Genomic DNA, 20,884 nt, shown 5'->3' with positions numbered 1-20,884 from the left:
CCGGAAATCTTTCTGCATGCTGGAGTTTTTTGCACGAGATCTGGCAAATATGCCCTATCCCACTCCGTTCGCGGATGATTGGCGATGGAGCTTTCGCAAATTTGGGATAAGGCCGTTTAGCCGAAGCGTGCAATGAGCGCATGCGCCACGTCGCGAAGACTGTCGGGCGACAGTTCCTGCAAGTCAATCACTGGTGCCTCTGCAAGTGCGGGATAGCTGCGCTTTGTCGAACGCGCATAGGCGGGGTCGTAGTGCGCGACCATGACCCGCTCGAACAACTCGGGTATTTGCCGGGATCTGGCCATCTCCTGCCACACCTCAAACTCTTTGCCTCCGACATGGCTCCGTAGAGGGGCGAGCATCGATACGAACGCGTCCGGATCTTGCTCAAAATGGTGATAGTCCTCTCGCCACAACATGACTCGCTCGGCCATCGGTGTGTTCACGCAGACAAGCTTGCCCTTCATATGCATCGTTTCGAGCAGCGCTGGCGGTAACTGTACATTGCCAATCTTCTTGCTCTCCGCTTCCACCCACACCGGGCGGCCGGGCGAGAAGGTACAAAGCTTCTGTTGCAGGAGGCTATCAAAGTATTTCTGCGTGGGCTGCGGCGTACCGGGTATCGCACCAATGACCGAGCCCCGGTGAGATGCGAGCGCCTCCAGGTTCAACACCTGCGCGCCGACAGCTTCGAGTTGATCGAGCAATCGAGTCTTTCCACTACCTGTCGAGCCTGACAGAACCACATACGAGAACTCGCGCGGCTGCGTTGCCAGTTGCTCGTTGACCCAACGTCGATAGCCCTTCCAGCCGTCAGGCAGACGGTCGACCTTATAACCGATCGTATCGAGAGCATCGAACCAAAGGCGACTGCGCTTTCCGCCACGAAAGCAATATACAAGCACCCTTCCATGACGCGGATGGGCCGCAATTACGGTGTCAAGGTGACGCGAAATGTTTCTCAGCGAATAGGACACGCCGATCAGATACGCCCGCATTTTGTCGGTCCGATGTAGGGTACCGACCTCAGCGTATTCGTCATTGCTGACCACGGGGAGATTTACCGCCCCAGGAATGTGATCCACGGCGTACTCGCGTTCGCTGCGCGCGTCGATGATAAGGTCGTAATCTTCGAATCGGTACATGCCCACCTACCCTGTAATTTTGCGTTCAATCTATTGTCCGCGTCCTGCGACTGACCGCACGTTATCTGAACAATCTTTACCTTCTCGATTTCTCAATTTAGATCGGGTGCCCGTTCGCCGGCGGCCGTGATTTACTTTGCGCTCGCCACGCTACGCCGCACCAACTCGTAGTCGCCAATGCCCGGATATAGCGACCAACAATGCGGCCGTCTCGGACCCGGCAACGGTGCAACGTGCACATCCTGCTGGCCCATCATTCGTTGCCCGCGCGCTCGGCGTAGAGCAGCGCGCCGTCGGTGGCGTTCTCGTAGACTCCAGGAAGGCGTCGATCGCGGCTTGGGAGGTGGCAAGGTAGACGCCGGGGCGGGCCCCGCGGGCCAGATGTGAGGGAGCGCGCCCCGGGTCCCGCGCCCCTCGGGGGCGCCAGGGCGGCGAGCAAATCCTGAGCGGTGAAGTCCAGTCAGAAGCACTTATTTAGGCGAAACGCCAAGCCGTTGATAGGAAACCGCTCAGATTGCGAAACCCAGCCAACGATAATCATCCACGCCGGCGCCAGTGCGATGAAGATCGACCCGGACACAATCATGCGGTCATAGCGCCGGTTATCTCTGTCGAAAGTCGCCAACCGGTTGCGTGTGCGCCGGGCCAGACGGAGCGAGGATCGTTCGTTCCAAGACGAAAGTGGTTCGGTGAGCGGATTTGGCGTGCCGGCCTGTGGGCAATGGAACCAATCGTCTGAGCATTATTCGTGCCGCGAAGCGTCAGCGAAGCCAATTTATTTTCAGCGTTCACTAAACCACAAAATCGTTAGGCGATTACAAATATGCGGTAGAAATCGGTAGGGCTTGTTTATGGACCAGTATTTCACCACGCGCAAGGAGCCATACGGCGCCTCTTGGCGATCAGGCGCGAGGTCGCAGCGGCAGCCTATTCGCCGATCACCGTAGTCGGCCGTCGAATGGACGGCCTCGAAGTCAGCGGCAATGAACGCGTGCTTCTGAATGTGCGCGCCGGGGCGGCGTCGTGTTTCGTCTACTCCGGCGCGGCGGAAGATCAGCTCGTTTTTTTCAACTAAGGTGAGCCTTTCCGTAACCGACGCTCACCTATCTATCGGAAGGCAGAGTAAGCGCGGCACCGCGCACAGCGAAAACAGCCGCGCTACAGCGGACCCTAATTTCGGCACACGCGTCAAACTGACGCCGGCGACAACAGCTCTGCAGCTATGTGTCCGCGTGGACACATGCACTCAGACCGCAATGACCCGCCATCCAGCGGACTTTTCTTATTCGTAAGGCGTCTGCTCGTCCAGATTGAACGCCTCGCCACAACGTCCGCAGAGATCTCGTCGATTCCGGTGGTTGCCGTCGAGGCGCCCCCGCGACCTGATTTTCCGTGTGGCGACAGGGGTGAAGCCCTCTCCCGGCACAAAACTTCTCACCCTCGATAAAGGGTGCTCGGGTACAAAAGTTCTCAGTGTCGATTTGATGCGCAGCGCATTTGACTCGCCCCGCATTGCGTCCGCGGCGGGGCCTTCTTGGGCTCGGACACTGGACGCCCAGGTCGGTCGCACAGGTCACTCTAGTGGCTACCTCGCCGTCCCGCCCCACGCTCGGCGACGGTCCCGTAGCTATACGCTACGCACGGGCAGGCGCAACGCCCAGCTCGGACACCCACGGACAAAAAAGCCCGCCGCAGCGGGCCCAAGGCCAACGATCTACATGCGTTCCCTTGAGGACGCAATCCGTCGTTTGGGTAAAACGCGGAGATCAGCCAAAAAGAAGCCCGCACAGGGCGGGCAATCCATCACGTCGAGGAGAACGCGAAGGAGACTTTACCTTTGTAGTAGCAGCGATGCCGATATTCAAGTATGTGGTGTCATCCCTAAATTTAAGCGCGCTGCGAAAAGACGCTAGTTCTGGCGCATGATCGATGAATCGAGCCGCGCGACGTTGCCTCAACACGGCGGCTGATAACGAATGCAGGACCGACGCCCGGATCATCTCCGGCAAACACAAACCAAAAATCATGGCCAACAATGAAGATACGAACCAGCAAAACGAATCAGCATTCATCGCCGAAGCACGCACGCTTTACTCCATGCTAAACGCTGAGGAGCGCGCCGCATTTCTGGCGCAACTCGCGGAAGCCAAGCGGGCGGTGCGGCGGCGCCCCCTCGAGAACGCACACAGCACGCATGATGCGGTGACGGCGCGCGAGCGGGGCAGGATTCTGGCGCCGATCCGAACACAGCGCACCACAGAAGCGTAAAGCTGAGGTACACCCATTCGGATCACCTACCCGATCGGCGGCCTTCGCGGGTAGCGTAACTATAGGGTATATAGGTAATTTTATTTACACGTTCTTAAAAGCACCTTAGAGTCTAAGCTTACACGTGAGGCGAAAATGAGCAAAGGCCATCGAGTCGGGTACAAGCGAGTGAGTACGACGGATCAATCGACAGAGCGGCAACTCGACGGTGTACAGCTCGACAAGGAATTCGAAGACAAGGCATCCGGAAAAAACATGGACCGGCCGGAGCTCAAGAAGGCCCTCGAGTATGTCCGGAGTGGCGATACGCTGATCGTGCACAGCATCGACAGGGCCGCGCGCAACACGGTGAACCTCCTCGAGATGGTCGAGTCACTGAACGCCAAAGGCGTGACCGTCGAATTCGTGAAAGAGCGTTTGACGTTTCGCGCCGACGTCGCTGACCCGATGGCCGATCTCATGATGACAATGCTTGCCGGCTTCGCGCAGTTCGAACGCGCCATGATCCGCGAGCGGCAGAGAGAGGGCATCGCGCTCGCGAAGGCAAAAGGGAACGTCTACAAGGGCCGAAAGCCGAAGCTCGACGCCGAGCAGATTGCCACACTGCGAGCACGATGCACCGCCGGAGAGGGAAAGGCCGCGGTAGCGCGATCACTGGGGATCAGCCGAGTTACGTTGTATCGGCTCTTAAACGGCACAGCGAAGGGAGCCACGCGATGACAGTCCGCTACACATATCGCTGCGCCGCCTGCAGCCATCACGGCCAAGTACATCTCGACGACGACTCGCACGAAGGCGAGCACACTGCTTGTTCGGCCTGTGGCGCGACGGCGACCCTCGAATGGGTCGGAGGAGCGACCCTCCATCGCGCGGCGCCCACCGTTGAAACCCTCATGGCTGCGGCATTCATGCCAGGTCGCGATCCGCGCAGCGCCGAGTACAAGGAGGGCGTGCGCGCCGGTCTGACCATGCGTATCGACGGACGCCAAATGGTTGTGCCATATACCCTTGGTACCGCGCAGTGCGACGCATACCTTGCCGGATGCGAAGAAGGAAAAGCGATCTGGCGCGAGCGAACTGCCATATCGTCCGGCAGCCTTGCGCGCCGGGACAACTACACAGACGCCTAGTTGTGCGGTTGTGCGCGAGCCACGCGTGTTACTCGACGGACCCACAGCGGGACGCGGCGCCGATCGACGACAGGCGGCAATCGGGCTACTACGGTCGCAGATGGACGCCGCGGATTCAGCCGACGGCGCCGGAGAGTATTCTTCGATTCACGGATCGAAATCGTGGGCATAATCCGGCAGACTCAACGCTTCGGATCCGCACTCAGACACCCCAAGGCTAGGCTTCGCGAGAGCTTGAGCGGCGCGCGCGCCGAAGCCTTCCAGTTGCTCCCGTGGCCGCGGCCTCACGTCCACCTGATATTGAATCTCGCGTAGCGAAGTCCGCGAAAGCCATTCGTAGGCGTCAGTAACCTTATCACCCGTCTCGCCAACCCGACACTTCGGGTGCCCGTGCCGCTTTGCGCTCCACGGACCTGCAGCAAAGCGGCTAAGGCACCCGTTTAGCCGATAGGCAGACGTGCGAAGTGCAACTTGCGACCATGGGTCTGACTTGTCCTTTTTAATCGGTTTTGTATTTTGTAAGTATCTGCTCGAGCAGGGAGGCGGTCGCCGCGTCGACGAGCCACAGCTGCTCTCGCTTCGCGCCTGCCAACGCGATGTTCAGTGCCAGCTCGGCCGGCGCATAAACCTGCAAGGGCAGGGAGCCAAACCCCATTTCTTGCAAGTGGTGCGTGATGTAGAGGACCCGCAGCAATTCATTGAACTGGTGCGAGTTTCCGCAGCCCATCCTGCGGCAAGCCGCCAGCGCGAGATGGATCTGCAACGACATTCTCTGCGTTGACGCAGCGGACAATGGCAGCAGCATCGAGCGAGTCATCGGGCGGCGGGCGCCGGTCGATCGGCCAGTTTTTCGGATGGCGCTGCGAGGCATGGAAAGCTGGCGAAGAAGCTGAAGTGTGCGGCCCGCGAACGGCCGCGGCTGGAACTACATTTTAACGCAGCGGCGTTTCTAATAGAGACAGCACACGCGCGGGCGGACCTACCGCCAAATTTCTCGCGCGGAAAACACCGCCAGCCGCCGCGCGCGCGGCTCCCCTTCGACGTATCGGTACGCCACCTTGAAGGTCGGTGAATCCTGCGGCCGGCTCTTGCGCCGGTCATAGATGCGGGTGGTCGCGATGTTCGCGTGGCCGAGCCATTCCTGGACCTTGGCAAGATCGGCGTCGTGCTCGAGCGCATTGGTGGCGGCGGTCGCCCGCAGGCTATGGACGCGGAAACCGTGAACCTTGATCCGGGCCTTTGCCGCGTACCCGCGCGTTCCGGGGGGCAGGTGAATTTTGCAGGGCCGACTTTGTAAGCGGCTCGGCAACTCAATTTGAGTTTCGGTTCAGCGCTTGGGAGTATCGTGTCCGCCTAACGATGAACTGCCCCCAAAAAATTGGACGCTTTTCGGGGGAATCTTTGGTGAATACATCGAATCGAAAAAACTGTCGGCGACGAAGGACTACTGCTCTGGCCATGTTCATCTGAAAAGAGTCGCGGCCTGTCACCAAGTGGATGTGTCGTCACTTCGAAAGTGGATCCCGGCGTATCATGCGCACGGCGAGGAAGGCCTTCGCACAAGAACAAGCTGCGTTCGATACAGCGTCGAATTCAAGTGAGCTTGGTGCTTCAGATGCGCAAGGAAGGACTTTCGTACCGACAGGTCGCAGCGCTTTCAAATGTGCGTAGAGCTGCTTGGAAAACGCTCGTTACGAGGTTCGATTCCGGCAGTCGAGTTGCTGCTTGGTCACCGTCGACAGAAGTTCGGCCACCGGCCGCGTGAGAAAGAAGCCGCGACTGGTCTCTGCTAATTGGCTGCCGCGGAGCGCCAGACCCTATCTGTCAGCCGGGAGCGGTGAGCCGCCATGCGAATCCGTTTCGGGTGTCACATCGCCCAGCCACTTATCGATGAGTTCGCGACAACTCCGGTCCCTAAGCATGCTCTCTGCGATGGTATAGCCAAGCGCGCGATACGCCTCGAACTGGGCTTCGTCGAAGAATTGATCGGCGGTCGTCTGGTCCGGAAAGTCGCTGTAGGCGGCCTTGTAGCCTCGCACGTCGAGCCCCACCTTGGCAATCAGGGTCGACGTAATGTACAACAGATCGCCCTCCGTTTCGTCCGCGTAGACAATCTTCGCGGCGGCAAATCCGTTTTCGGCGAACAGCGCAGTCTGCGGGTATCCGCCCGGATCCTTCGGAATGAAGGTTGCGAGGCCTGAGCCCGACATGAAGTCGACGCTCGCACCGAAATCCGCCTTGATGCGGGACAGCGTCTGGATAAAATCGCGAAAGGAAAAGTCCGGGTCGGCCGTGCCGTCGCAGAGCATGATGAACCGCGCCCGCCTGCGGATCAGTTCATAAAGCCCGAGATTGTCGAAGTGCCCGCCATCGGTCAGCTCAACCAGCTTCGCGCTTTCGTTGAAATGGGACGACACTTCCCGCCATCCCACGGTGAAGTGGTTCCGGTGTCTGGCGCTACCTCTGAACTGACCGGGATTAGCAACCCAGTAGCCCAGCCGCACGTTGGCGAATGCCATGAGCAAGGCAACGAAGCGATTGCGCAACAGTTCGCCGCCGGCATCCGGATTGGCCGCTGCGCCGGAGATGGCCATCGCTGTGGCGAGCGTCATGTCGTTGCCAAGAAACTGCGTCGTGTCGCACCATCCCGTCGCATTACTGCCGCACATGCGCGGCGACAGAAGGAAACTGTCACCGCCTCGCAGCCGCCAGGTTCTCTCCTCCGAACCCGTCAGAATCACGTTCGTGTTGATGAGCGGGTACGGGCAATAGGGCTCAGCGTCCGCCTTACAGAATTCAGAAAGCCTCGCTTTGTCGGCGGCGGGCGCGCGCCCCGAACGCAATGCGGCCATCTTGTTGGGTGGCACGGAAGGTTCCGGCATATACGCTTCCATCAGTCTGTCCCGATAGAAGCGATGCATACTGATCAGGTTGATGTTCGCGAACCAGCCCGACAGAAGCGCGATGATCGCGAAGAGGAGCAAAGCGACGGTCCAGCGGCTCTCGCTCAAGCATTGCGTGTACGGATTCGCGGTTCGGCGCATGCACCAGCCGAATTCATCGAACGCGGTGTACGCCCATGCATAGGCCGTCAGAGCGAGGCCGTAAAGCACGAGAAACGCGCCGACTGTGGCGAAGATGCTGAGAAACGGTCCCTGACTTGTTCTTGAGTTGCGCGCAGTCAGATGCGTCCAGACCGCGGTGATCGCGCCGATGAACGTTGAGATGACGCCTGTTGCGGTCGAGCCATCGAAGAACGCGAAGACCTTCGGAAGCAGCGCGATCGGAATGCACGCGACGAATACCCAGAGTGGGTAGCGAATAATCGATTCGAAGTCGCGCCGCCACTGGTAGCGCCGGGCAAATTTTTTACCCGTAATGCAGGTGGCGGCGGAGTATGCAAGGGCGTAGGCCGCGAAAAATACCAGCGCAACGCCGCCGATAGCGGCAACAACAGTGAAACCGTCAGGCTCGAAGTTCGGCGGGAACATGAAGGACAACAGATCCACCATCCATGATGGCCAGAGCGAACCACGCGCGATAAAAAACAGTACGAAGCACAGTGAGGCCGCGAGCGGCAACCACACGAGTGCATTTAGCGCCATGCCGCGCAGCAGCACGGCGACGCCGGAAACGAGATCGATACCTTCGCCCGGCGCCAAATACTTGCCATGTTGGCGCAAGTAGATTAGTTGCTGATCCTGATCCGGATCCGCTTCACGCTGCGTGACCTTCGCCTCGCTGGGAGAATCCGTGCCGTACGGAAACCGCTCTTTCGCCATGGAGAAATTAGATTTCTGCGTCCCGGGCTGTGCATACAACGGCGAGGTCAGCCACGTGAGCGAACAGCCCAGATAGCCTCCTCCCGATACGGTGGAGAGATAGTCGAAGTACCGCATCTTTTCTTGATGAGCGAGCGCCTGTACGACACCGAGAGCGAACGTCGCGGAGCGTATACCGCCACCCGAAATCGCGAGGCCGCTCAGTCCCTCGGCAATGGAGGCTGGATCGGTCGGGCGATTGTTCTGCTTGCGCCACTTGCTTAGATACGGAAGCTCCTGCGCAATCACGTTCTGCGACGACGGATCGATCTCTTGGCTTTTGATCGCTGCGGACAGGTCGGCGGGCGATACGCGGGGAATAAACTTTTCGTTCGACGCTGACGGCGAGTTCTGCGACATGTCTCGATTCCTGTCAAGTGCATCAAATCAACGCCTAGGTGAATTCGCGTGGCCAAAGCAAACGCGTTTAGCCGATCGGCTGTTGCAAGCAAGAAGGTGATGTCGTTCTCGGGTCGCTTCTCAACGCGACCCATTTCGTCCGCCCATGGCACGAGATCTTCGGCGGTCGACGAGCGACTCTTCTACGGTCAAGCCTAAGTGGTGATGCGAGGTGCACCGCTGCAGCGGGTTCTTCTAACTCTAACTCGTCCAAAAAGCGGACCTCAGCATATATATTGGCTTTGCACCCAACGCTTTCGGCTATGTTTGCCAATATATCCAACGGAATAGCCAACAGAATCCCGCCCGCGCACTGCTCTCCTGCAACGGCGGATGCAAGGTGGCATGGAATTTCATCGATAAGTCGCGGACGAAGACGGATAGTCCCAACTCCGCCATGCTCAATAAAAGAGAGTTTGCCTTGCGGCGAATAGATTGTGCCGAGTAACGGGTCGTTTTCTTCGTGACAGCCGTCAAGGCTTCTTCTAGCTTTGACGCCATAACGTGACCAGCAGACGCCGGGTGCTCGAGGGAACCAATCTGACAGATTGAATCCCATTATATTTGCGGCAGAAAATGGAAGCAACTGTGCTGCTTTCCAAAAATCGGTCTCATGTTCGATGATTGTTCTTCTTTTACTGGCTCTGCATGACCGGGTAGTCTTATGTAGTAATGGGGCGATTTGCTCTTCCAAGAAGAGCGGAGGCTGCTCCGCCTTAACTTGGCAATGCGGACCTATCTTTTCTACAAAACTTATATCCTGCCTCTTCATATTTTTCTCCGATTCCTTGTCACTTAGGCACTTCGGCAATCGACAGTGAACCGTAAGCGAGGAGGTAAGCGGTCACATGAGGCGGCATTTCCACGAAGACGGCGCAGCATGGCCTAAGGATAGACGCTCATTTCAGATTTGCCAGCGTGCGCCGCCGTTTTTTAGGGTGCATAGCTGTCCACTACCTGGATTTGCGCCAGTCTGGGCTCACTAATTCGACAGCGGTTAGTCGGTTCGGCGTCCCATCGACGATGCAGCCATTCGCAAGTGAATCTTCTGCAACGCCTTCGATGACGCGGTGAATACGCAGGAGCGCGAGGGAATTCAAAGTCCGACGCGAGCGAATGGCCGTTCCACTATGAGAACGGTCATTGCCGTCGCCGCGATCCGAATGACGGCAAGGGGTCGCGCAGAGACATTCGAAACGTTTGGTCCGGGCGCTTAGCGTACGAATAATCCGATCTTGAGGGCACTCCAATTTGCCGGGGCGGCTATTGCAATGATTCGCTGCCGATCAATTCGTGCAGTGCCTTGTCCGGAAACACCGGCCCCTTGTACAGCGGGCTGCAAGGAATACGTGCCAACCTGATTGACAACGCTACAAGGTCGTTCATCTCACCGCTGCCACGATAGCCTTCCGCGAATTGGGAAAACTGCGTCATGATGCCGACGACGCTACGGTTTGTCGTTTTGGTATATCGCACGTCCTGCATGTGCAATAGCTCTTGCTCGATGAACGGCGGCTGAATGCCGTGGGCCGCGAGTACGTGAGCCAGGAGGCGAGGAAATCTGGTGGCCAGGCCAGCTGCTGGAGCCAAAGGGATCAGGACCGGTAGCAACGTCCGTTCATTGACGAAGAGCGCAATTTGCGGCTTCCACAGCAAAGCCGTGGCATACCAGTTACCGAGCCCCGTTGTACTGGTGCCGCCGGCGATTACTTCGGGTTTCAGCCGGTCAAGAAGCTTCTTCGTACAGTGCAGGTAAAGCATGGCTGCTCAGTCGAGATCGAAAAGAGCACGATCAGCGGGCCGGGATAAAGCCTCATCCATCATCTGCCGGAAATCGGCTTCGTCCCATTCGCCACGATCAAGACGGCGCATCACAGCTTCGCCGACCAGCACCACCTGGCGTTCCTGATCAGCCCTCGTCTGCCTGTACTGCTGACGTCGCGCTTTGTCTGATGCCTGTTTGGCGTCCTTGATTTCTTTGAGCTTTGAGTCTGTTGCTGCCATGCGGCTTTTCAGTAGGGTCATGTGAGTCTCCTTAGTGCAACGTCCCTGCAACCCCGTGGCACTTCTTGTACTTTTTCCCGCTTCCACATGGGCAGAGATCGTTTCTCCCGATCCTGGGCGCGGCAACGATGGGCCGGGATTTCTCGATGATCCGGGTCGGCTCGAATGGCTGAGATTCTGACAACGCGCGGAGGCGATTGAGTCTTGCCTCTCTAAAGGTATCAATGTCTTCGTAGTCTTTAGCGCCGATCCTGAAATAGTATTCGGCGTCCCGTAGGTCGCCCAGAATACTCAACGCCACATGATTCTTTTCGTAGGCTTCGCGGACCACCTCAAAAGATTCGAGAGCCCCCAGATCGGATAATGCCGAAACGAGGAAGCCATTGATATCCCGATCGTTTGTCCCATGGGCGCGTAGCAGATCGGTCAGAATCTCGACGCATTTCGTTCTTTGTTCTGGGTGGTCACATCCCATCTTGGCAATCAGGCGAAACGTGCAGATTCTAGCGAACTCCCCGTTTCGGGAAGTCCGTGCATACAGCTCGACTGCTTCGAGCGACGATGGGCCGATCTTGCTGAAAACATCGGGGAATTCCTCGCCGATCCAATCATTTTCGTCTATCCGATGTATCAGGGAGATCAAGGTTGGGATCGCCTCAACAGCTTTCAGCTCGGCGAGAATGCGCCACGCATGGATCGGGGCCATCGCAGTGCCAGTAAATTCCGATTCGTGCAGCGTATCGTCGTCCAGGATTCGTATCAAATCCTGCACGTGAGACTGGTCGAAGCCCGATTGCAAATATTCGTGCCAGGTGTCAGGAGCGATGCGCGAGCGGCACAGGTCCTCACCAAAATCGGCAAGCTGATCGAGTAGTTGAAAATACCGGGCTTCCATCAATTAGGTCCATCTCGAATGATCCGTGAATGATACCGTTCGACGGCTCTGTCCGGAAGCATTTCAACCCCTTGCGGGCCGGCGTTCGCGGAGAAACAATGCGCCTCCGGTGCGTAGGGGTCTTATGACAAAATGGCGCCACCGACGACGGTTGTTCGAGACACGTTATACTGTTGATCGTGGAAATTTCATTTATTGAGTGCGCGATGAAAACCCTCGACGTGTCGCAGGCCACCGCCGCCGCCCAAGCCGGTGGGGTGCTCAATGCCATCCTTCGGGCCGACGGCGGCCAGTTCTTTATCGAGCTGGAAACCCGCACCGCAGGCACCGCCGTCTTGGTGACCTCAAACAATCGCCGGCCGCGCGCGTTTCGCAACCCGATCAAGGCGCTCGAGGTGATCCGCGAGCTCGGCTTGCAAAACGGCCGATTCTCACTCGAAGCGTGGCGACCCGACGAAGCCGAGCGCGAGCGGGCCAGCCGACCCGATCGCGCGGAAGCCATGAAGCAGACGCACTTGAACGCGGCCGCCTATGAAAAGTGGTTCCGCGAGCAGGTCGAGGAATCGTTGAACGATCCGCGGCCGAACGTGGCGCATGCACAGGTGCAAAAGGAGATGGCCGACAAGAAGGCCGCGCTGCGCAAACGGCTCGCAGGCGGCGAGGCTGAAGCTTGATCGTCGAGTGGCGCGCGAAGGCGCGCGAGGACCGCAGCAACATCTTTGATTACATCGCCGAGGATAACCCGACAGCCGCGCTCGAGCTGGACGACCGGCTAGAACAACAGACGGACGCCCTGCCCGAGCATCCCGAGCTATACCGCGTCGGCCGCCGTCGCGGCACGCGCGAAATGGTGTTGGCGCCCAATTACGTGCTGGTGTATCGGATCTTGAAGCGAACCGGCATTATCGAAATCGTGCGGATTGTGGGCGCGCAGCAGAACTACGGAAGGCGAGCGAGGCGATGACGAACGGAAGCATCGACCTGGGCGACGTGGCAGCACGAGCAAGCCATCTCGACGTGGCCTGTTCGCGTTGTGAACGGAGGGGCCGATATCAGTTGGCGAGGCTGGTACACGCCCTCGGCGCTGACTTCGCCATGACGGACCTCGGCGCGGAGCTAGCGAATTGTCCGCATCGCGAGGACGCGGCGCACAACAAGCGGTGCGATGTGTATTTTCCCGGTTCGCAGAGGCTCATGTACGGCGACGAGGAAGCCTCGTAGACAGATGCGTTCGTGCTCGAGTTGGGGTTTACGTCAAGTCTAGACGGCTGTTATTGTCAATAGACGCCCAGCTCTCTTTTGCATAGTAATCCTATTTATTGACGCTAAATTCCTTTATGTAAATATGCTCAGTCGATGCTTTAAGAGCTTGCGCGAGACCTTTATGAAGGGTGCTTTACTGCTGGCGTCGACATCGAGCGAACGCACCCAAGCAGCCGTGCCAGGCGTGCGATCTTTCCCGAGACACGAATACGCATCAAGTTTAGGGAGTGAGCCCGGTGACAACGAAGAACGGGGGAGAAACGGACATGCCGTTGGAGGTTTGGCATCATTCAACGATACTCGATGGTGGCGTTTCGCGCCCCGCGGCGATTTAGCAAAGGAAAGCGAGACGCCACCGCGCTCGATCTTTAGCTCGACCATTGCGTTGCCACGCACTCGCAACCTCAGACATCTTGCTTTCTTGTTTGTGTGACGGGGTCGACGTGCAACGCGTAACGATACAAGCGCATCTGTCAACATTGCGCCGCATTGCGCGCTTGGGGGTCGTGCTGGGCAACATTTGGGTGGTCATGCGCTCGCACGATCCGGCCTGCTCGCCCGATACTTCTGCAGCTTAGGCGCAGGGCTGCCATGCATAAGAAAAACGCCCGCTGTGGGGCGGGCGAAAAGTCCACGTTCACGCGAGAAGAACGCAGAGACACGCAAGGTCGCAGTCGTCATACCTGACTTGTCGTGTGCACGTGTTCCGGGACAGGTGCGCGTGCGGCCGACGATTTTCATGCGTGGTTCGCGCGTCGTGGATGCGGATTGCGGATCGCCGACGCAAGAGCGGGAGGATCACCGCGACGGGGCCGCCGGGAAGCGCATGGCGAGACCCACGCGGCGGGACGGTGTGTTCCAGTCGTTCTGACGACGTGACGTTCTTTCAGGCCGCGACGCGGAATACCTTCTATCCACTAACACCTGTCTTCCGCTGCGGCAAGGGCAGCTCCGCGTGCGATCAGGCGGCCCAGGCGCTCGTTCGCCAGAAGAATCGCCTCAAGACGGGTTTCCCTGAGTTGCCTGTCATACTCGTTGATGACCGTAGAAATCAGCTTAATCACTTTGTCCGGGTAGCTCCAGTCGCTCACGGCTTCTCCACGATCAAAAATCGCGGCAACTTCCTGCTCCGCCTCACACACGCTGTCGAGAGCGAGTAGTCCGTGCCCGTCCTCCGTGAGATAACGGGTCATCAGGATAACCATATAAAGCCGCCGCGTAATGGAAGCGTCGCCGTATCTGCCGCGCGCAGCCTCGAATGCCAACCGGTGTTGGAGCATGAGTGCATCTACTTCGGCCCGTGGCATGGGAAGGAAGAGTGCTTTGCCCCGAGTGGCCAGAGCATTCCCTAAATTCTTGCGTGCCATAAAAATTCTGCCTGTTTGTGCTTCGCTGTTTGAAGGCGTAACCGGCGTTGTCGGCAATTGGGACCACGCGCCCTTGCATCGGCATGCGAGTCATGGCCCTTTCGCCGGCCCGTTAGCAAGTGATGCCGGTGACGAGCCCTTTGCCCCTCCTGAGTCCATCGCGCCAGACCGCAGCCTCTCTCAGGTTCGTCGGCTCCTCGAAACCAGCAAACCGCTTTTGCCGGCGGGTTCACGGGCTTTTATTCAGAAGCCTGTCCGTTTCAGGAGATTCCCCGACAACACCTAAGGCCCAGCAGGCTTGCCAGGTCATTGGCCTGCTGGCAGTGCACTTCCGTCATTGCCGTCGCAATTGGGGCTGGTGTCGGCCTCAAAGACGAGGCTCGGTTTTTCATGAACGTCCTGCCTGCGAGGGCAACCGACAAGCTGGTTCGCCCTGTTGCGCCATAGCTAACGAGTCCGGCGCTAATGAGTTCTCGGGTCACCGCCCATCCAAGGGCGGGCACACCCCGGTCATGGTGAATTTCGGCAAGGTACTGGGAGCGTCCATATGGCCGACGGGGAAAGGTTGCGGGTATCCGGTCTGTTTTCGTCGTTCACGACATCTTCACGGTTTTGCTATCTGTCGGAGGGCGACGGATAAGGTGTTTCGCGAGCAGCTCGAGAGGTTCAGCGTCGCCGGACCGCGCTGTCGGTCTTTGCTGATGCGCCTCCCGCGTCCAAACGATCTATGCGACCGTCGCCCATCTAGAGTGCGACGCGTCGGGCTAATATCCCCAGAAGTGGAACGGAAGCACGTTTTCGGCAAGCGCAACCAGGCAGCTGGGCTACTTTCCGCGAGAACGATGATGACAGATGATCCGGACACTTGAGACAGTTCGGCCCGATGGCGACCCAACGACAATCGCCTGTCAGGAAACTCGACATGAGTACCTCGCCACCGTTACGCCGTATCACGGCCCCTGTGCAATTTCTTGCATGCGAGCGCCCATTGCGCCTCCAGAGTAAAATCCGTCACCTCGCAGCGTGTCGAAGTATTTTATAAGCGATGCGTCACCTAGGCCGATCGTTCCGATGTGCGACTGGTCGCCGCGCACCACCGCGAGGCCTATCCCGGTTCGCCTGGCCTGCGACTGATCACCGCAGCGAATATCGATCTGCAGGACCGAGCGCAACCGCATCCGGCCCGGCTCGGAACATACAGCTCTCTACCTCAATTACGCTCGGCAGATCCGCGGAGACGGCACGCCCCGCATACCGGGGCCCGTCGGGAAAGCTTTTTCAAGGCGGGCACTGTGAGTCTGACCTCGTACTACGGTGACAATCAATCTGTATTGCTGGATCACCACCGATTCCAGGGTGCTGGACAGGAATGTCTGCAGCGAAGCGGCGCATGCGTTGTCCGGTCGCGATCCATGTGTGTGACGCTCAACGAGCGCGCCTGCTGCGGCCGTCGGAAGGAATGTCCATCCCCGTCGAGCAGCAAAACGGGGCTGCTTTGGGAGCGGCTACTTGCGACGGACAACGGGTCCAGCACGTGTCGTGAGGATGGTAGATCAGGACCGGATTGACGCCTTCACCAACTGTTTTCCAATGCAGTTGAACCGATAGGCCATCTGGAAGCCGCGTTCTCCGCCTTTGCCCACGCCAACGACGACAATTCCGCGGATACCCACTTGCTCCCTCAGCGAAGTCGGTCGACGGTAAGGTGATAGCAATGCTCCGTCCAGATCAAACATAGTGATGTCCTCGTCGGGCTGGTTCCGGTTGTGTTCAGCAACGCCAGGTCAGGACGTAACTGACCCTTGCGTCAGAAAGTGTAATTACAGCCGAATTCTATTATAATAACATGTGTATATTGAAACGTTACTCCGAGTGGCCGGGCGGGTCCACGCAAGCGGCTTACGCATTGGTTTCTTGCGCGCTTCGAATAAAGGGAGAATGTATGTCGGATGTACGGCCGTGTCCAAACTGTGCCCAGGAGAACACCTACCCTGACGGCACGCTAAATGTTTGTGCCGATTGTGGTCACGAATGGTCACCCCACGCGATGCAGGCCTCGGACGACCTGCCGGAGACGACCGTTATCAGGGACGCAAATGGGAATGCCCTGTCAGACGGAGATTCGGTGATTCTGGTAAAGGATCTGCGCGTCAAAGGTTCCTCAATCACACTGAAGGTGGGTACCCGCATCAAGAGCATTCGTCTAACGGAAGGTGATCACGAAGTGGACTGCAGGATGGACGCGGGCAGTTTCCTGCTTAAGGCCTGCTATCTGAGGAGGGTCTGATCAGGTGTGTATGAATAGGCATCACTTTCAGGCGTCTAGCCGTTGCGGATAAACGGAGATCATGGACATAGAATGTTCGAATGGTCCAGCAACGCTTGTTCTGACAGCAGATGACGCGCTTCCTTCCAGGCGAAGCCGACATAGCTCGCTTAGACGGCGAGTGGAGAATCGACGCCTGAAATTTAGGTAAGTCCGCCCGTCTGTTTGGCGACACCTCGGCGACAAGGTGAATACGATTAAAAATTGAGAGCGCTTCCCGTGTGGTGGGAATCTGCGAGACCCGGGACTTGAACGCACGGAGTAGCGATCCCTAGCGTCAAGCATTAGTTAGTGATCGAAAACAGTGAGACTTCATGAGTCCAGCTCAGTTCGTACTTCGCTATACCGCAGTGCCACTGATTGCGATCGTTGTCGTGGTCATCTGGACTTCCATACCTTCTTCAAAGGAAATCGATGCACGACAATACGCGGCACTGTCGGACGCGTATACGGACTTTCCGCCGCAATTTCGCCGCGAGATTGCCAATGCAATGAAGCATGACCGCATTAATGATTGGGACTATCAGGCACTTACACGCCAATCGCTGAGGGATGGTATTGCGTTGGATTGGCCGGCGACCGGCGCAAGTGATGTGGTAGCGGAGCGCCACAAACTGGCTGTCCTGGTTTATTCAGATCCGTACCTGTCGGGAAAGCAAAAATGAAGGATGTTCTCGTAGCAATCGCATTCGCGCTGATCATCGGTAGCCTGATTTCTGCGCTGTATTTCATGAACCACGACCGTGGACGCACCGGACGGATGGCTTGGTCACTTGCGGTGCGGGTGGGGCTATCGATCACTCTGTTTCTCAGTTTATGGGTGGGACATTGGCTAGGTTACATCGACCCGACCGGAATTCCGATTGGTCGTTGAGCCGATGGAAAACCGTCCCATCTGAGCCGGTTGAGACGGATGTCGGTCAAGCCCGGCGCGGAGTTTTCCATATCGGTAGGAATACATGGCGAGCATCAACAGGACGGCGAAACAGCTCTTTACGGAACAATGATTCCAGGAAACACATTTACAGAACATGGTAATGACATTACCATGAACTGTTCTGCACGCAAGGTTAGGTTGCGCGGCCCAGCGGTATGTTGCGCGATCTGTTTTCCGCAAATCAGCAGGGCGACAGCAGGAAAATTGAGGTGTTCGGTTTAATCCAACGGTTCGCGAAGTCAACTATGGATAACGGCGGCTGCAATTTGATGCACCTCTCGCGGCCGCGAGCGACGCCACATCTCGCGCAACCTTGCCTTGTTGAGAACATGATCAGTGCCTTCAGCGACATGGGCATCGCATATTTTGCTGTAAGCACCGTGCGCCGAGTGCATGGTGATCCACGGCAAAACCCGCTTGTGGATGCGGCTGCCGAAAAGGCCGAGGAAAAGGAATGCCGACGATTACACGAGCTCGTTTGTGATTTCTGAAGGAGGGTCAAGGGATGGCTGAAAGCGCCAAAGCCCAGGTTGTGCGTGCGTTCCGCGCGGTCTTCTGGGCATTTCTCGGTGTCAACAAACGAAAAAATCTTGAAGCGGACGCAACGCAACTGAATCCTATGGTCGTTGTTATTGCCGCAATCGCCGCACTGGGGGCATTCATTGCGTTGCTGCTTCTCGTTGTGAATCTAGTGGTTGGTTGATCTCGACAAGGTCAATCTCTCTGCTCAGTGCAGGCAACGGTTCGATGCACTCGGGGTGCAAAATTCACACGAGATAAGTGAGCGGCGGCAGCAACCCCCGCCAACGCTTCTGACTGCGCGCCCTGTCGCCCTCCGGGATGACCACATGCCGGCAATTACGAGAAGTGTCGGTGCTGCGCTCCGCATGCTATTGACGACTGATTTTGATTTTTTGATTTCTCCGGCCTCCCGGCGTGGCCACCGCCCGGCAAATGGCTCCCCGGATATCGCCGGCCCCGTCCGTTGGCAGCAGAATGTGCTCTGTCCACGGGGATCCAGCGCCTCGCACTGGCCTAGCTGTTCTCGATCCGGCGAACCACTGCGTCAGCAAACTCGCGCGTTGATGCAGTGCCCTTGAGGTCTCGTGTACGAATCTGGTCAGTGTTGAGTACCTCTGTGATCGCGGTGCGCAATCGTACGGCGAGATCGCTTTTGCCGACGTGGTCAAGCATCAACCCTGATGCAAGTAGTATGGAGATGGGATTGGCAACACCCTTGCCAGCGATGTCCGGCGCGGACCCATGCACGGCTTCAAAAATCGCGGTGTCAGTACCGTGGTTCGCACCCGGCGCCATACCCAGTCCGCCGACAAGTCCCGCCAATTGATCCGACAGGATATCCCCAAACAAATTGGTGCAGACAAGCATATCGAACTGCCACGGATTCATCACCAGTTGCATGGCACAGGCGTCGACGATTACGTCATTCATTTCTACTCGGCCTTCATATTCCCGGGCCACGTCTCGAGCGGCCTCGAGGAACAATCCGGTGAGCACCTTCAGGATGTTCGCCTTATGTACGACGGTGATTTTCTTTCGTTCGTGCTTCACGGCGTACTCAAACGCAAATTTTGCGATTCGAGTGCATGCGTCGCGCGTGTTGACTCCTGTCGCGACCGCGACGGCTCTCGGATCATCGCCGACGGGAACGTAGTATTCGTGGGCAACATAGAACCCACCGAGATTTTCGCGCACTAACACGAGGTCAACCTTATCGTAGCGGCCGGGGATGATGGTACGCACCGGTCGGACGTTGCCAAAAAGCTGAAACTCTTCTCGTAGCCGAACGTTCGAAGAACGAAAGCCCTCGCCGATCGGAGTCGTCAACGGACCCTTGAGCGCAAGCTTGTTCTTGCGAACGCTCGCGAGCGTCGCCTCCGGTAGCGGGTCGCCACAGTGCGTGACCCCAGCGACTCCGGCCTGCTGTACATCCCAGATGAAGGGAGATCCTAAAGCGTCGAGAATCTGAACCGTGGCGGCTACCACTTCCGGACCGATTCCATCGCCGGGGATCAGCGTTGCGGGGATTTGATGCCTCATCTGACTTTCCATAACATGTCTTCCAAGTTGATATAGGGCCGACCACGGTGTTTGACTGGTTGTCGTGGGCAGCGTCGGTGCGACAAAGTTGGTCGTCGGTGCAGACCAGACCAACATATTGACTTCGCTGCGTGCATGGCGCGGCCGTCGATGCTAGCGTGCAATTCTTCCTTCTCGGCGCGTTGATCGCAGAGCGGCGTTCGCATCGTCAATAGCCGTACCCGCAACAGGCAACCTCGCGACATGTCGGTCGACCTATGTTCGCGGTAGGTTCGACGGCAACTCTCCGACTTGCCGGAAAACGTCCAACCAGTCTTCAAGGTGCCACGTTTTAGCAATTCGATCCCTGCGCAATTCGTGAAACGAGTGAATCGCGAAATCGATCGGCCTCGACGTGGGTGCGATTCCCATCAGTGGCCCCGAATGCGTCCCGGTTACCCTCGCCCGCACGGCTACCTTGTTTCCGTGAACCAGCACATCCAGAATCGTGATGTCCATGTCAGGTATCGCAGACGACAGATCTGCAAACACCGGGATCATTGAGTCAGGACCCGAAGCTGCTCCGGAAGACGGCGGGATGTATTGCCAGTCGGGCGTTACGACTGAACGAAACAAACGCATATCCCTCTGTGACATAGCGCGATAAAACGCTGTCAAAGCGGCTCGCGCGCTCTCATCCGTTACTTCGGCCTTTGTGCTCATATTAGTGACTCCTGCCTCGAAGACGGCGCAAACAAGCTTTTGAGTGATATTACATCCAACGTCCCTGATCAAACGACACCTCACAAGGGTGCGCTCCTGAAAAGCAACCTCCGATGCTCATCGTTTGTCGCATTGAGTGAGCGCGCTTATGTCAATCCGGCCTTCCCACCGGAAGCGATCGCGATTCCTAAATCCTGCTGAACCGGGGCAAGTTGCAGACGGCTACGCGTTCTCCGACCGCCACCGGCGCTGTAGACATGATGCTGTCCAAACGTCCGCCGAATCTCGTTGGTCCGTGGCATGCTATTCCTATTGCGGGTCTGGCATCCGGTGCGAGAACTTCGCAGCGGATTACTCTCGACGCATATGGAAGATAGTGCTGCGTATGCAGTTGATCAACCGCATGACTGAGCGACGTATGAAGATGCGATCTCCGCGGTGGGCAGGGAAAAGAACTAACGAGGCTCCGCCTCAGACCGACGAGTGGTTTGGGTGACTGCGGAGCGCTGGCGGTGTAAGGTGGCTCCGGCCGAGCCGGCTGGGACGTGCCCAGCGATGTACGAGCT

At 57.7% G+C, this 20,884-nt stretch carries 23 protein-coding genes and 1 pseudogene; 13 read left to right on the top strand and 11 right to left on the bottom strand.

The annotated features are described in order from the left end of the window. Positions 1-116: 116 nt before the first annotated feature. Positions 117-1,145, bottom strand: a complete 1,029-nt coding sequence (gene mnmH, locus AWB68_RS22045) for a tRNA 2-selenouridine(34) synthase MnmH (RefSeq protein ID WP_087646473.1) — start codon at positions 1,143-1,145, stop codon at positions 117-119. Between the two features lie 895 nt (positions 1,146-2,040). Here mnmH and AWB68_RS22035 point away from each other — a divergent pair. From AWB68_RS22035 to AWB68_RS22020, 4 genes are all read left to right on the top strand, one after another. Beyond that, positions 2,041-2,220, top strand: coding sequence for a hypothetical protein (locus AWB68_RS22035; RefSeq protein WP_087646472.1), 180 nt, complete (start codon positions 2,041-2,043; stop codon positions 2,218-2,220). A gap of 854 nt (positions 2,221-3,074) precedes the next feature. After that, positions 3,075-3,413, top strand: coding sequence for a hypothetical protein (locus tag AWB68_RS22030; RefSeq protein ID WP_125483001.1), 339 nt, complete (start codon positions 3,075-3,077; stop codon positions 3,411-3,413). A 135-nt stretch (positions 3,414-3,548) separates the two neighbouring features. After that, positions 3,549-4,133 carry a recombinase family protein gene (locus AWB68_RS22025; RefSeq protein WP_087646470.1) on the top strand — a complete coding sequence of 195 codons (585 nt, stop codon included), beginning with the start codon at positions 3,549-3,551 and terminating at the stop codon, positions 4,131-4,133. Beyond that, complete coding sequence (locus tag AWB68_RS22020) at positions 4,130-4,543, top strand: hypothetical protein (RefSeq protein WP_087646469.1); 414 nt, start codon at positions 4,130-4,132, stop codon at positions 4,541-4,543. The genes AWB68_RS22025 and AWB68_RS22020 overlap by 4 nt, the downstream gene beginning before the upstream one ends. Positions 4,544-5,042: 499 nt before the next feature. On the opposite strand, the gene AWB68_RS22015 is transcribed toward AWB68_RS22020, so the two are convergent. Then, positions 5,043-5,306: a hypothetical protein gene (locus AWB68_RS22015; protein ID WP_143281968.1), complete on the bottom strand. Its 264-nt coding sequence runs from the start codon at positions 5,304-5,306 to the stop codon at positions 5,043-5,045. A 216-nt stretch (positions 5,307-5,522) separates the two neighbouring features. Then, positions 5,523-5,852 (bottom strand): tyrosine-type recombinase/integrase, encoded by a 330-nt coding sequence (locus AWB68_RS22010; RefSeq protein ID WP_235028446.1) that lies wholly within the window; start codon positions 5,850-5,852, stop codon positions 5,523-5,525. Positions 5,853-5,877: 25 nt separating this feature from the next. Here AWB68_RS22010 and AWB68_RS51460 point away from each other — a divergent pair, with 25 nt between their 5' ends. Further along, positions 5,878-6,144 carry a helix-turn-helix domain-containing protein gene (locus AWB68_RS51460; protein WP_374729596.1) on the top strand — a complete coding sequence of 89 codons (267 nt, stop codon included), beginning with the start codon at positions 5,878-5,880 and terminating at the stop codon, positions 6,142-6,144. A gap of 216 nt (positions 6,145-6,360) precedes the next feature. Here AWB68_RS51460 and AWB68_RS22005 read toward each other — a convergent pair whose 3' ends face one another. The 5 genes from AWB68_RS22005 to AWB68_RS21990 all read right to left on the bottom strand — a co-directional run bounded on the left by AWB68_RS22005 (position 6,361) and on the right by AWB68_RS21990 (position 11,662). Beyond that, on the bottom strand, positions 6,361-8,724 hold the full coding sequence (locus tag AWB68_RS22005) for a patatin-like phospholipase family protein (protein WP_087646467.1): 2,364 nt from the start codon (positions 8,722-8,724) through the stop codon (positions 6,361-6,363). A 67-nt stretch (positions 8,725-8,791) separates the two neighbouring features. After that, on the bottom strand, positions 8,792-9,535 hold the full coding sequence (locus AWB68_RS46720; RefSeq protein ID WP_125482999.1) for a hypothetical protein: 744 nt from the start codon (positions 9,533-9,535) through the stop codon (positions 8,792-8,794). Positions 9,536-10,026: 491 nt separating this feature from the next. Then, on the bottom strand, positions 10,027-10,524 hold the full coding sequence (locus AWB68_RS22000) for a DUF6933 domain-containing protein (RefSeq protein ID WP_087646466.1): 498 nt from the start codon (positions 10,522-10,524) through the stop codon (positions 10,027-10,029). Positions 10,525-10,530: 6 nt separating this feature from the next. Next, the gene (locus tag AWB68_RS21995; protein ID WP_087646465.1) at positions 10,531-10,788 is read right to left on the bottom strand and encodes a hypothetical protein; all 258 of its coding nucleotides are present in this window, start codon (positions 10,786-10,788) and stop codon (positions 10,531-10,533) included. Between the two features lie 10 nt (positions 10,789-10,798). After that, on the bottom strand, positions 10,799-11,662 hold the full coding sequence (locus tag AWB68_RS21990) for an SEC-C metal-binding domain-containing protein (RefSeq protein ID WP_087646464.1): 864 nt from the start codon (positions 11,660-11,662) through the stop codon (positions 10,799-10,801). A 206-nt stretch (positions 11,663-11,868) separates the two neighbouring features. Here AWB68_RS21990 and AWB68_RS21985 point away from each other — a divergent pair, with 206 nt between their 5' ends. From AWB68_RS21985 to AWB68_RS51455, 3 genes and pseudogenes are all read left to right on the top strand, one after another. After that, positions 11,869-12,336, top strand: a complete 468-nt coding sequence (locus tag AWB68_RS21985) for an antitoxin PaaA2 family protein (RefSeq protein ID WP_087646463.1) — start codon at positions 11,869-11,871, stop codon at positions 12,334-12,336. Beyond that, a complete protein-coding gene (locus AWB68_RS21980; protein WP_087646462.1) occupies positions 12,333-12,626 on the top strand; it encodes a type II toxin-antitoxin system RelE/ParE family toxin in 294 nt (97 codons plus the stop codon). The genes AWB68_RS21985 and AWB68_RS21980 overlap by 4 nt, the downstream gene beginning before the upstream one ends. Positions 12,627-13,350: 724 nt before the next feature. Further along, positions 13,351-13,502: pseudogene (locus AWB68_RS51455) on the top strand (GlxA family transcriptional regulator); the annotation flags it as partial. Positions 13,503-13,842: 340 nt separating this feature from the next. On the opposite strand, the gene AWB68_RS21970 reads toward AWB68_RS51455, so the two are convergent. Beyond that, positions 13,843-14,292, bottom strand: a complete 450-nt coding sequence (locus AWB68_RS21970; protein ID WP_087646460.1) for a hypothetical protein — start codon at positions 14,290-14,292, stop codon at positions 13,843-13,845. Between the two features lie 1,942 nt (positions 14,293-16,234). On the opposite strand from AWB68_RS21970, the gene AWB68_RS21955 reads away from it, so the two are divergent. The 5 genes from AWB68_RS21955 to AWB68_RS21935 all read left to right on the top strand — a co-directional run bounded on the left by AWB68_RS21955 (position 16,235) and on the right by AWB68_RS21935 (position 18,258). After that, a complete protein-coding gene (locus tag AWB68_RS21955) occupies positions 16,235-16,579 on the top strand; it encodes a zinc ribbon domain-containing protein YjdM (protein WP_087646458.1) in 345 nt (114 codons plus the stop codon). A 353-nt stretch (positions 16,580-16,932) separates the two neighbouring features. Beyond that, positions 16,933-17,283 (top strand): hypothetical protein, encoded by a 351-nt coding sequence (locus AWB68_RS21950; protein ID WP_087646457.1) that lies wholly within the window; start codon positions 16,933-16,935, stop codon positions 17,281-17,283. Beyond that, positions 17,280-17,492, top strand: coding sequence for a twin transmembrane helix small protein (locus tag AWB68_RS21945; protein WP_087646456.1), 213 nt, complete (start codon positions 17,280-17,282; stop codon positions 17,490-17,492). Before AWB68_RS21950 ends, AWB68_RS21945 begins: the two co-directional genes overlap by 4 nt. A gap of 218 nt (positions 17,493-17,710) precedes the next feature. Beyond that, positions 17,711-18,046, top strand: coding sequence for a hypothetical protein (locus tag AWB68_RS21940; protein WP_087646455.1), 336 nt, complete (start codon positions 17,711-17,713; stop codon positions 18,044-18,046). Between the two features lie 14 nt (positions 18,047-18,060). After that, positions 18,061-18,258, top strand: a complete 198-nt coding sequence (locus tag AWB68_RS21935; RefSeq protein ID WP_087646454.1) for a DUF2970 domain-containing protein — start codon at positions 18,061-18,063, stop codon at positions 18,256-18,258. Between the two features lie 332 nt (positions 18,259-18,590). On the opposite strand, the gene AWB68_RS21930 is transcribed toward AWB68_RS21935, so the two are convergent. Beyond that, positions 18,591-19,628, bottom strand: coding sequence for an isocitrate/isopropylmalate dehydrogenase family protein (locus AWB68_RS21930; RefSeq protein ID WP_087646453.1), 1,038 nt, complete (start codon positions 19,626-19,628; stop codon positions 18,591-18,593). Positions 19,629-19,871: 243 nt separating this feature from the next. Then, on the bottom strand, positions 19,872-20,318 hold the full coding sequence (locus AWB68_RS21925) for an ester cyclase (RefSeq protein WP_087646452.1): 447 nt from the start codon (positions 20,316-20,318) through the stop codon (positions 19,872-19,874). Positions 20,319-20,884 lie beyond the last annotated feature (566 nt).

Origin of the sequence: Caballeronia choica (assembly GCF_001544535.1) — a bacterium.
GTDB classification, from domain to species: Bacteria; Pseudomonadota; Gammaproteobacteria; order Burkholderiales; family Burkholderiaceae; genus Caballeronia; species Caballeronia choica.
The sequence above is the reverse complement of the archived record's forward strand: the minus strand, read 5'-3'. Positions and strand labels throughout refer to the sequence as shown.

What these genes read in the sequence shown, in the direction of transcription:
- mnmH (WP_087646473.1), bottom strand. Translation starts at nt 1,145, where the DNA reads ATGTACCGATTCGAAGATTACGACCTTATCATCGACGCGCGCAGCGAA.
- AWB68_RS22030 (WP_125483001.1), top strand. Translation starts at nt 3,075, where the DNA reads ATGAATCGAGCCGCGCGACGTTGCCTCAACACGGCGGCTGATAACGAA.
- AWB68_RS22025 (WP_087646470.1), top strand. Translation starts at nt 3,549, where the DNA reads ATGAGCAAAGGCCATCGAGTCGGGTACAAGCGAGTGAGTACGACGGAT.
- AWB68_RS22020 (WP_087646469.1), top strand. Translation starts at nt 4,130, where the DNA reads ATGACAGTCCGCTACACATATCGCTGCGCCGCCTGCAGCCATCACGGC.
- AWB68_RS22005 (WP_087646467.1), bottom strand. Translation starts at nt 8,724, where the DNA reads ATGTCGCAGAACTCGCCGTCAGCGTCGAACGAAAAGTTTATTCCCCGC.
- AWB68_RS46720 (WP_125482999.1), bottom strand. Translation starts at nt 9,535, where the DNA reads ATGAAGAGGCAGGATATAAGTTTTGTAGAAAAGATAGGTCCGCATTGC.
- AWB68_RS22000 (WP_087646466.1), bottom strand. Translation starts at nt 10,524, where the DNA reads ATGCTTTACCTGCACTGTACGAAGAAGCTTCTTGACCGGCTGAAACCC.
- AWB68_RS21995 (WP_087646465.1), bottom strand. Translation starts at nt 10,788, where the DNA reads ATGACCCTACTGAAAAGCCGCATGGCAGCAACAGACTCAAAGCTCAAA.
- AWB68_RS21990 (WP_087646464.1), bottom strand. Translation starts at nt 11,662, where the DNA reads ATGGAAGCCCGGTATTTTCAACTACTCGATCAGCTTGCCGATTTTGGT.
- AWB68_RS21985 (WP_087646463.1), top strand. Translation starts at nt 11,869, where the DNA reads ATGAAAACCCTCGACGTGTCGCAGGCCACCGCCGCCGCCCAAGCCGGT.
- AWB68_RS21970 (WP_087646460.1), bottom strand. Translation starts at nt 14,292, where the DNA reads ATGGCACGCAAGAATTTAGGGAATGCTCTGGCCACTCGGGGCAAAGCA.
- AWB68_RS21955 (WP_087646458.1), top strand. Translation starts at nt 16,235, where the DNA reads ATGTCGGATGTACGGCCGTGTCCAAACTGTGCCCAGGAGAACACCTAC.
- AWB68_RS21950 (WP_087646457.1), top strand. Translation starts at nt 16,933, where the DNA reads ATGAGTCCAGCTCAGTTCGTACTTCGCTATACCGCAGTGCCACTGATT.
- AWB68_RS21945 (WP_087646456.1), top strand. Translation starts at nt 17,280, where the DNA reads ATGAAGGATGTTCTCGTAGCAATCGCATTCGCGCTGATCATCGGTAGC.
- AWB68_RS21940 (WP_087646455.1), top strand. Translation starts at nt 17,711, where the DNA reads ATGTTGCGCGATCTGTTTTCCGCAAATCAGCAGGGCGACAGCAGGAAA.
- AWB68_RS21935 (WP_087646454.1), top strand. Translation starts at nt 18,061, where the DNA reads ATGGCTGAAAGCGCCAAAGCCCAGGTTGTGCGTGCGTTCCGCGCGGTC.
- AWB68_RS21930 (WP_087646453.1), bottom strand. Translation starts at nt 19,628, where the DNA reads ATGGAAAGTCAGATGAGGCATCAAATCCCCGCAACGCTGATCCCCGGC.
- AWB68_RS21925 (WP_087646452.1), bottom strand. Translation starts at nt 20,318, where the DNA reads ATGAGCACAAAGGCCGAAGTAACGGATGAGAGCGCGCGAGCCGCTTTG.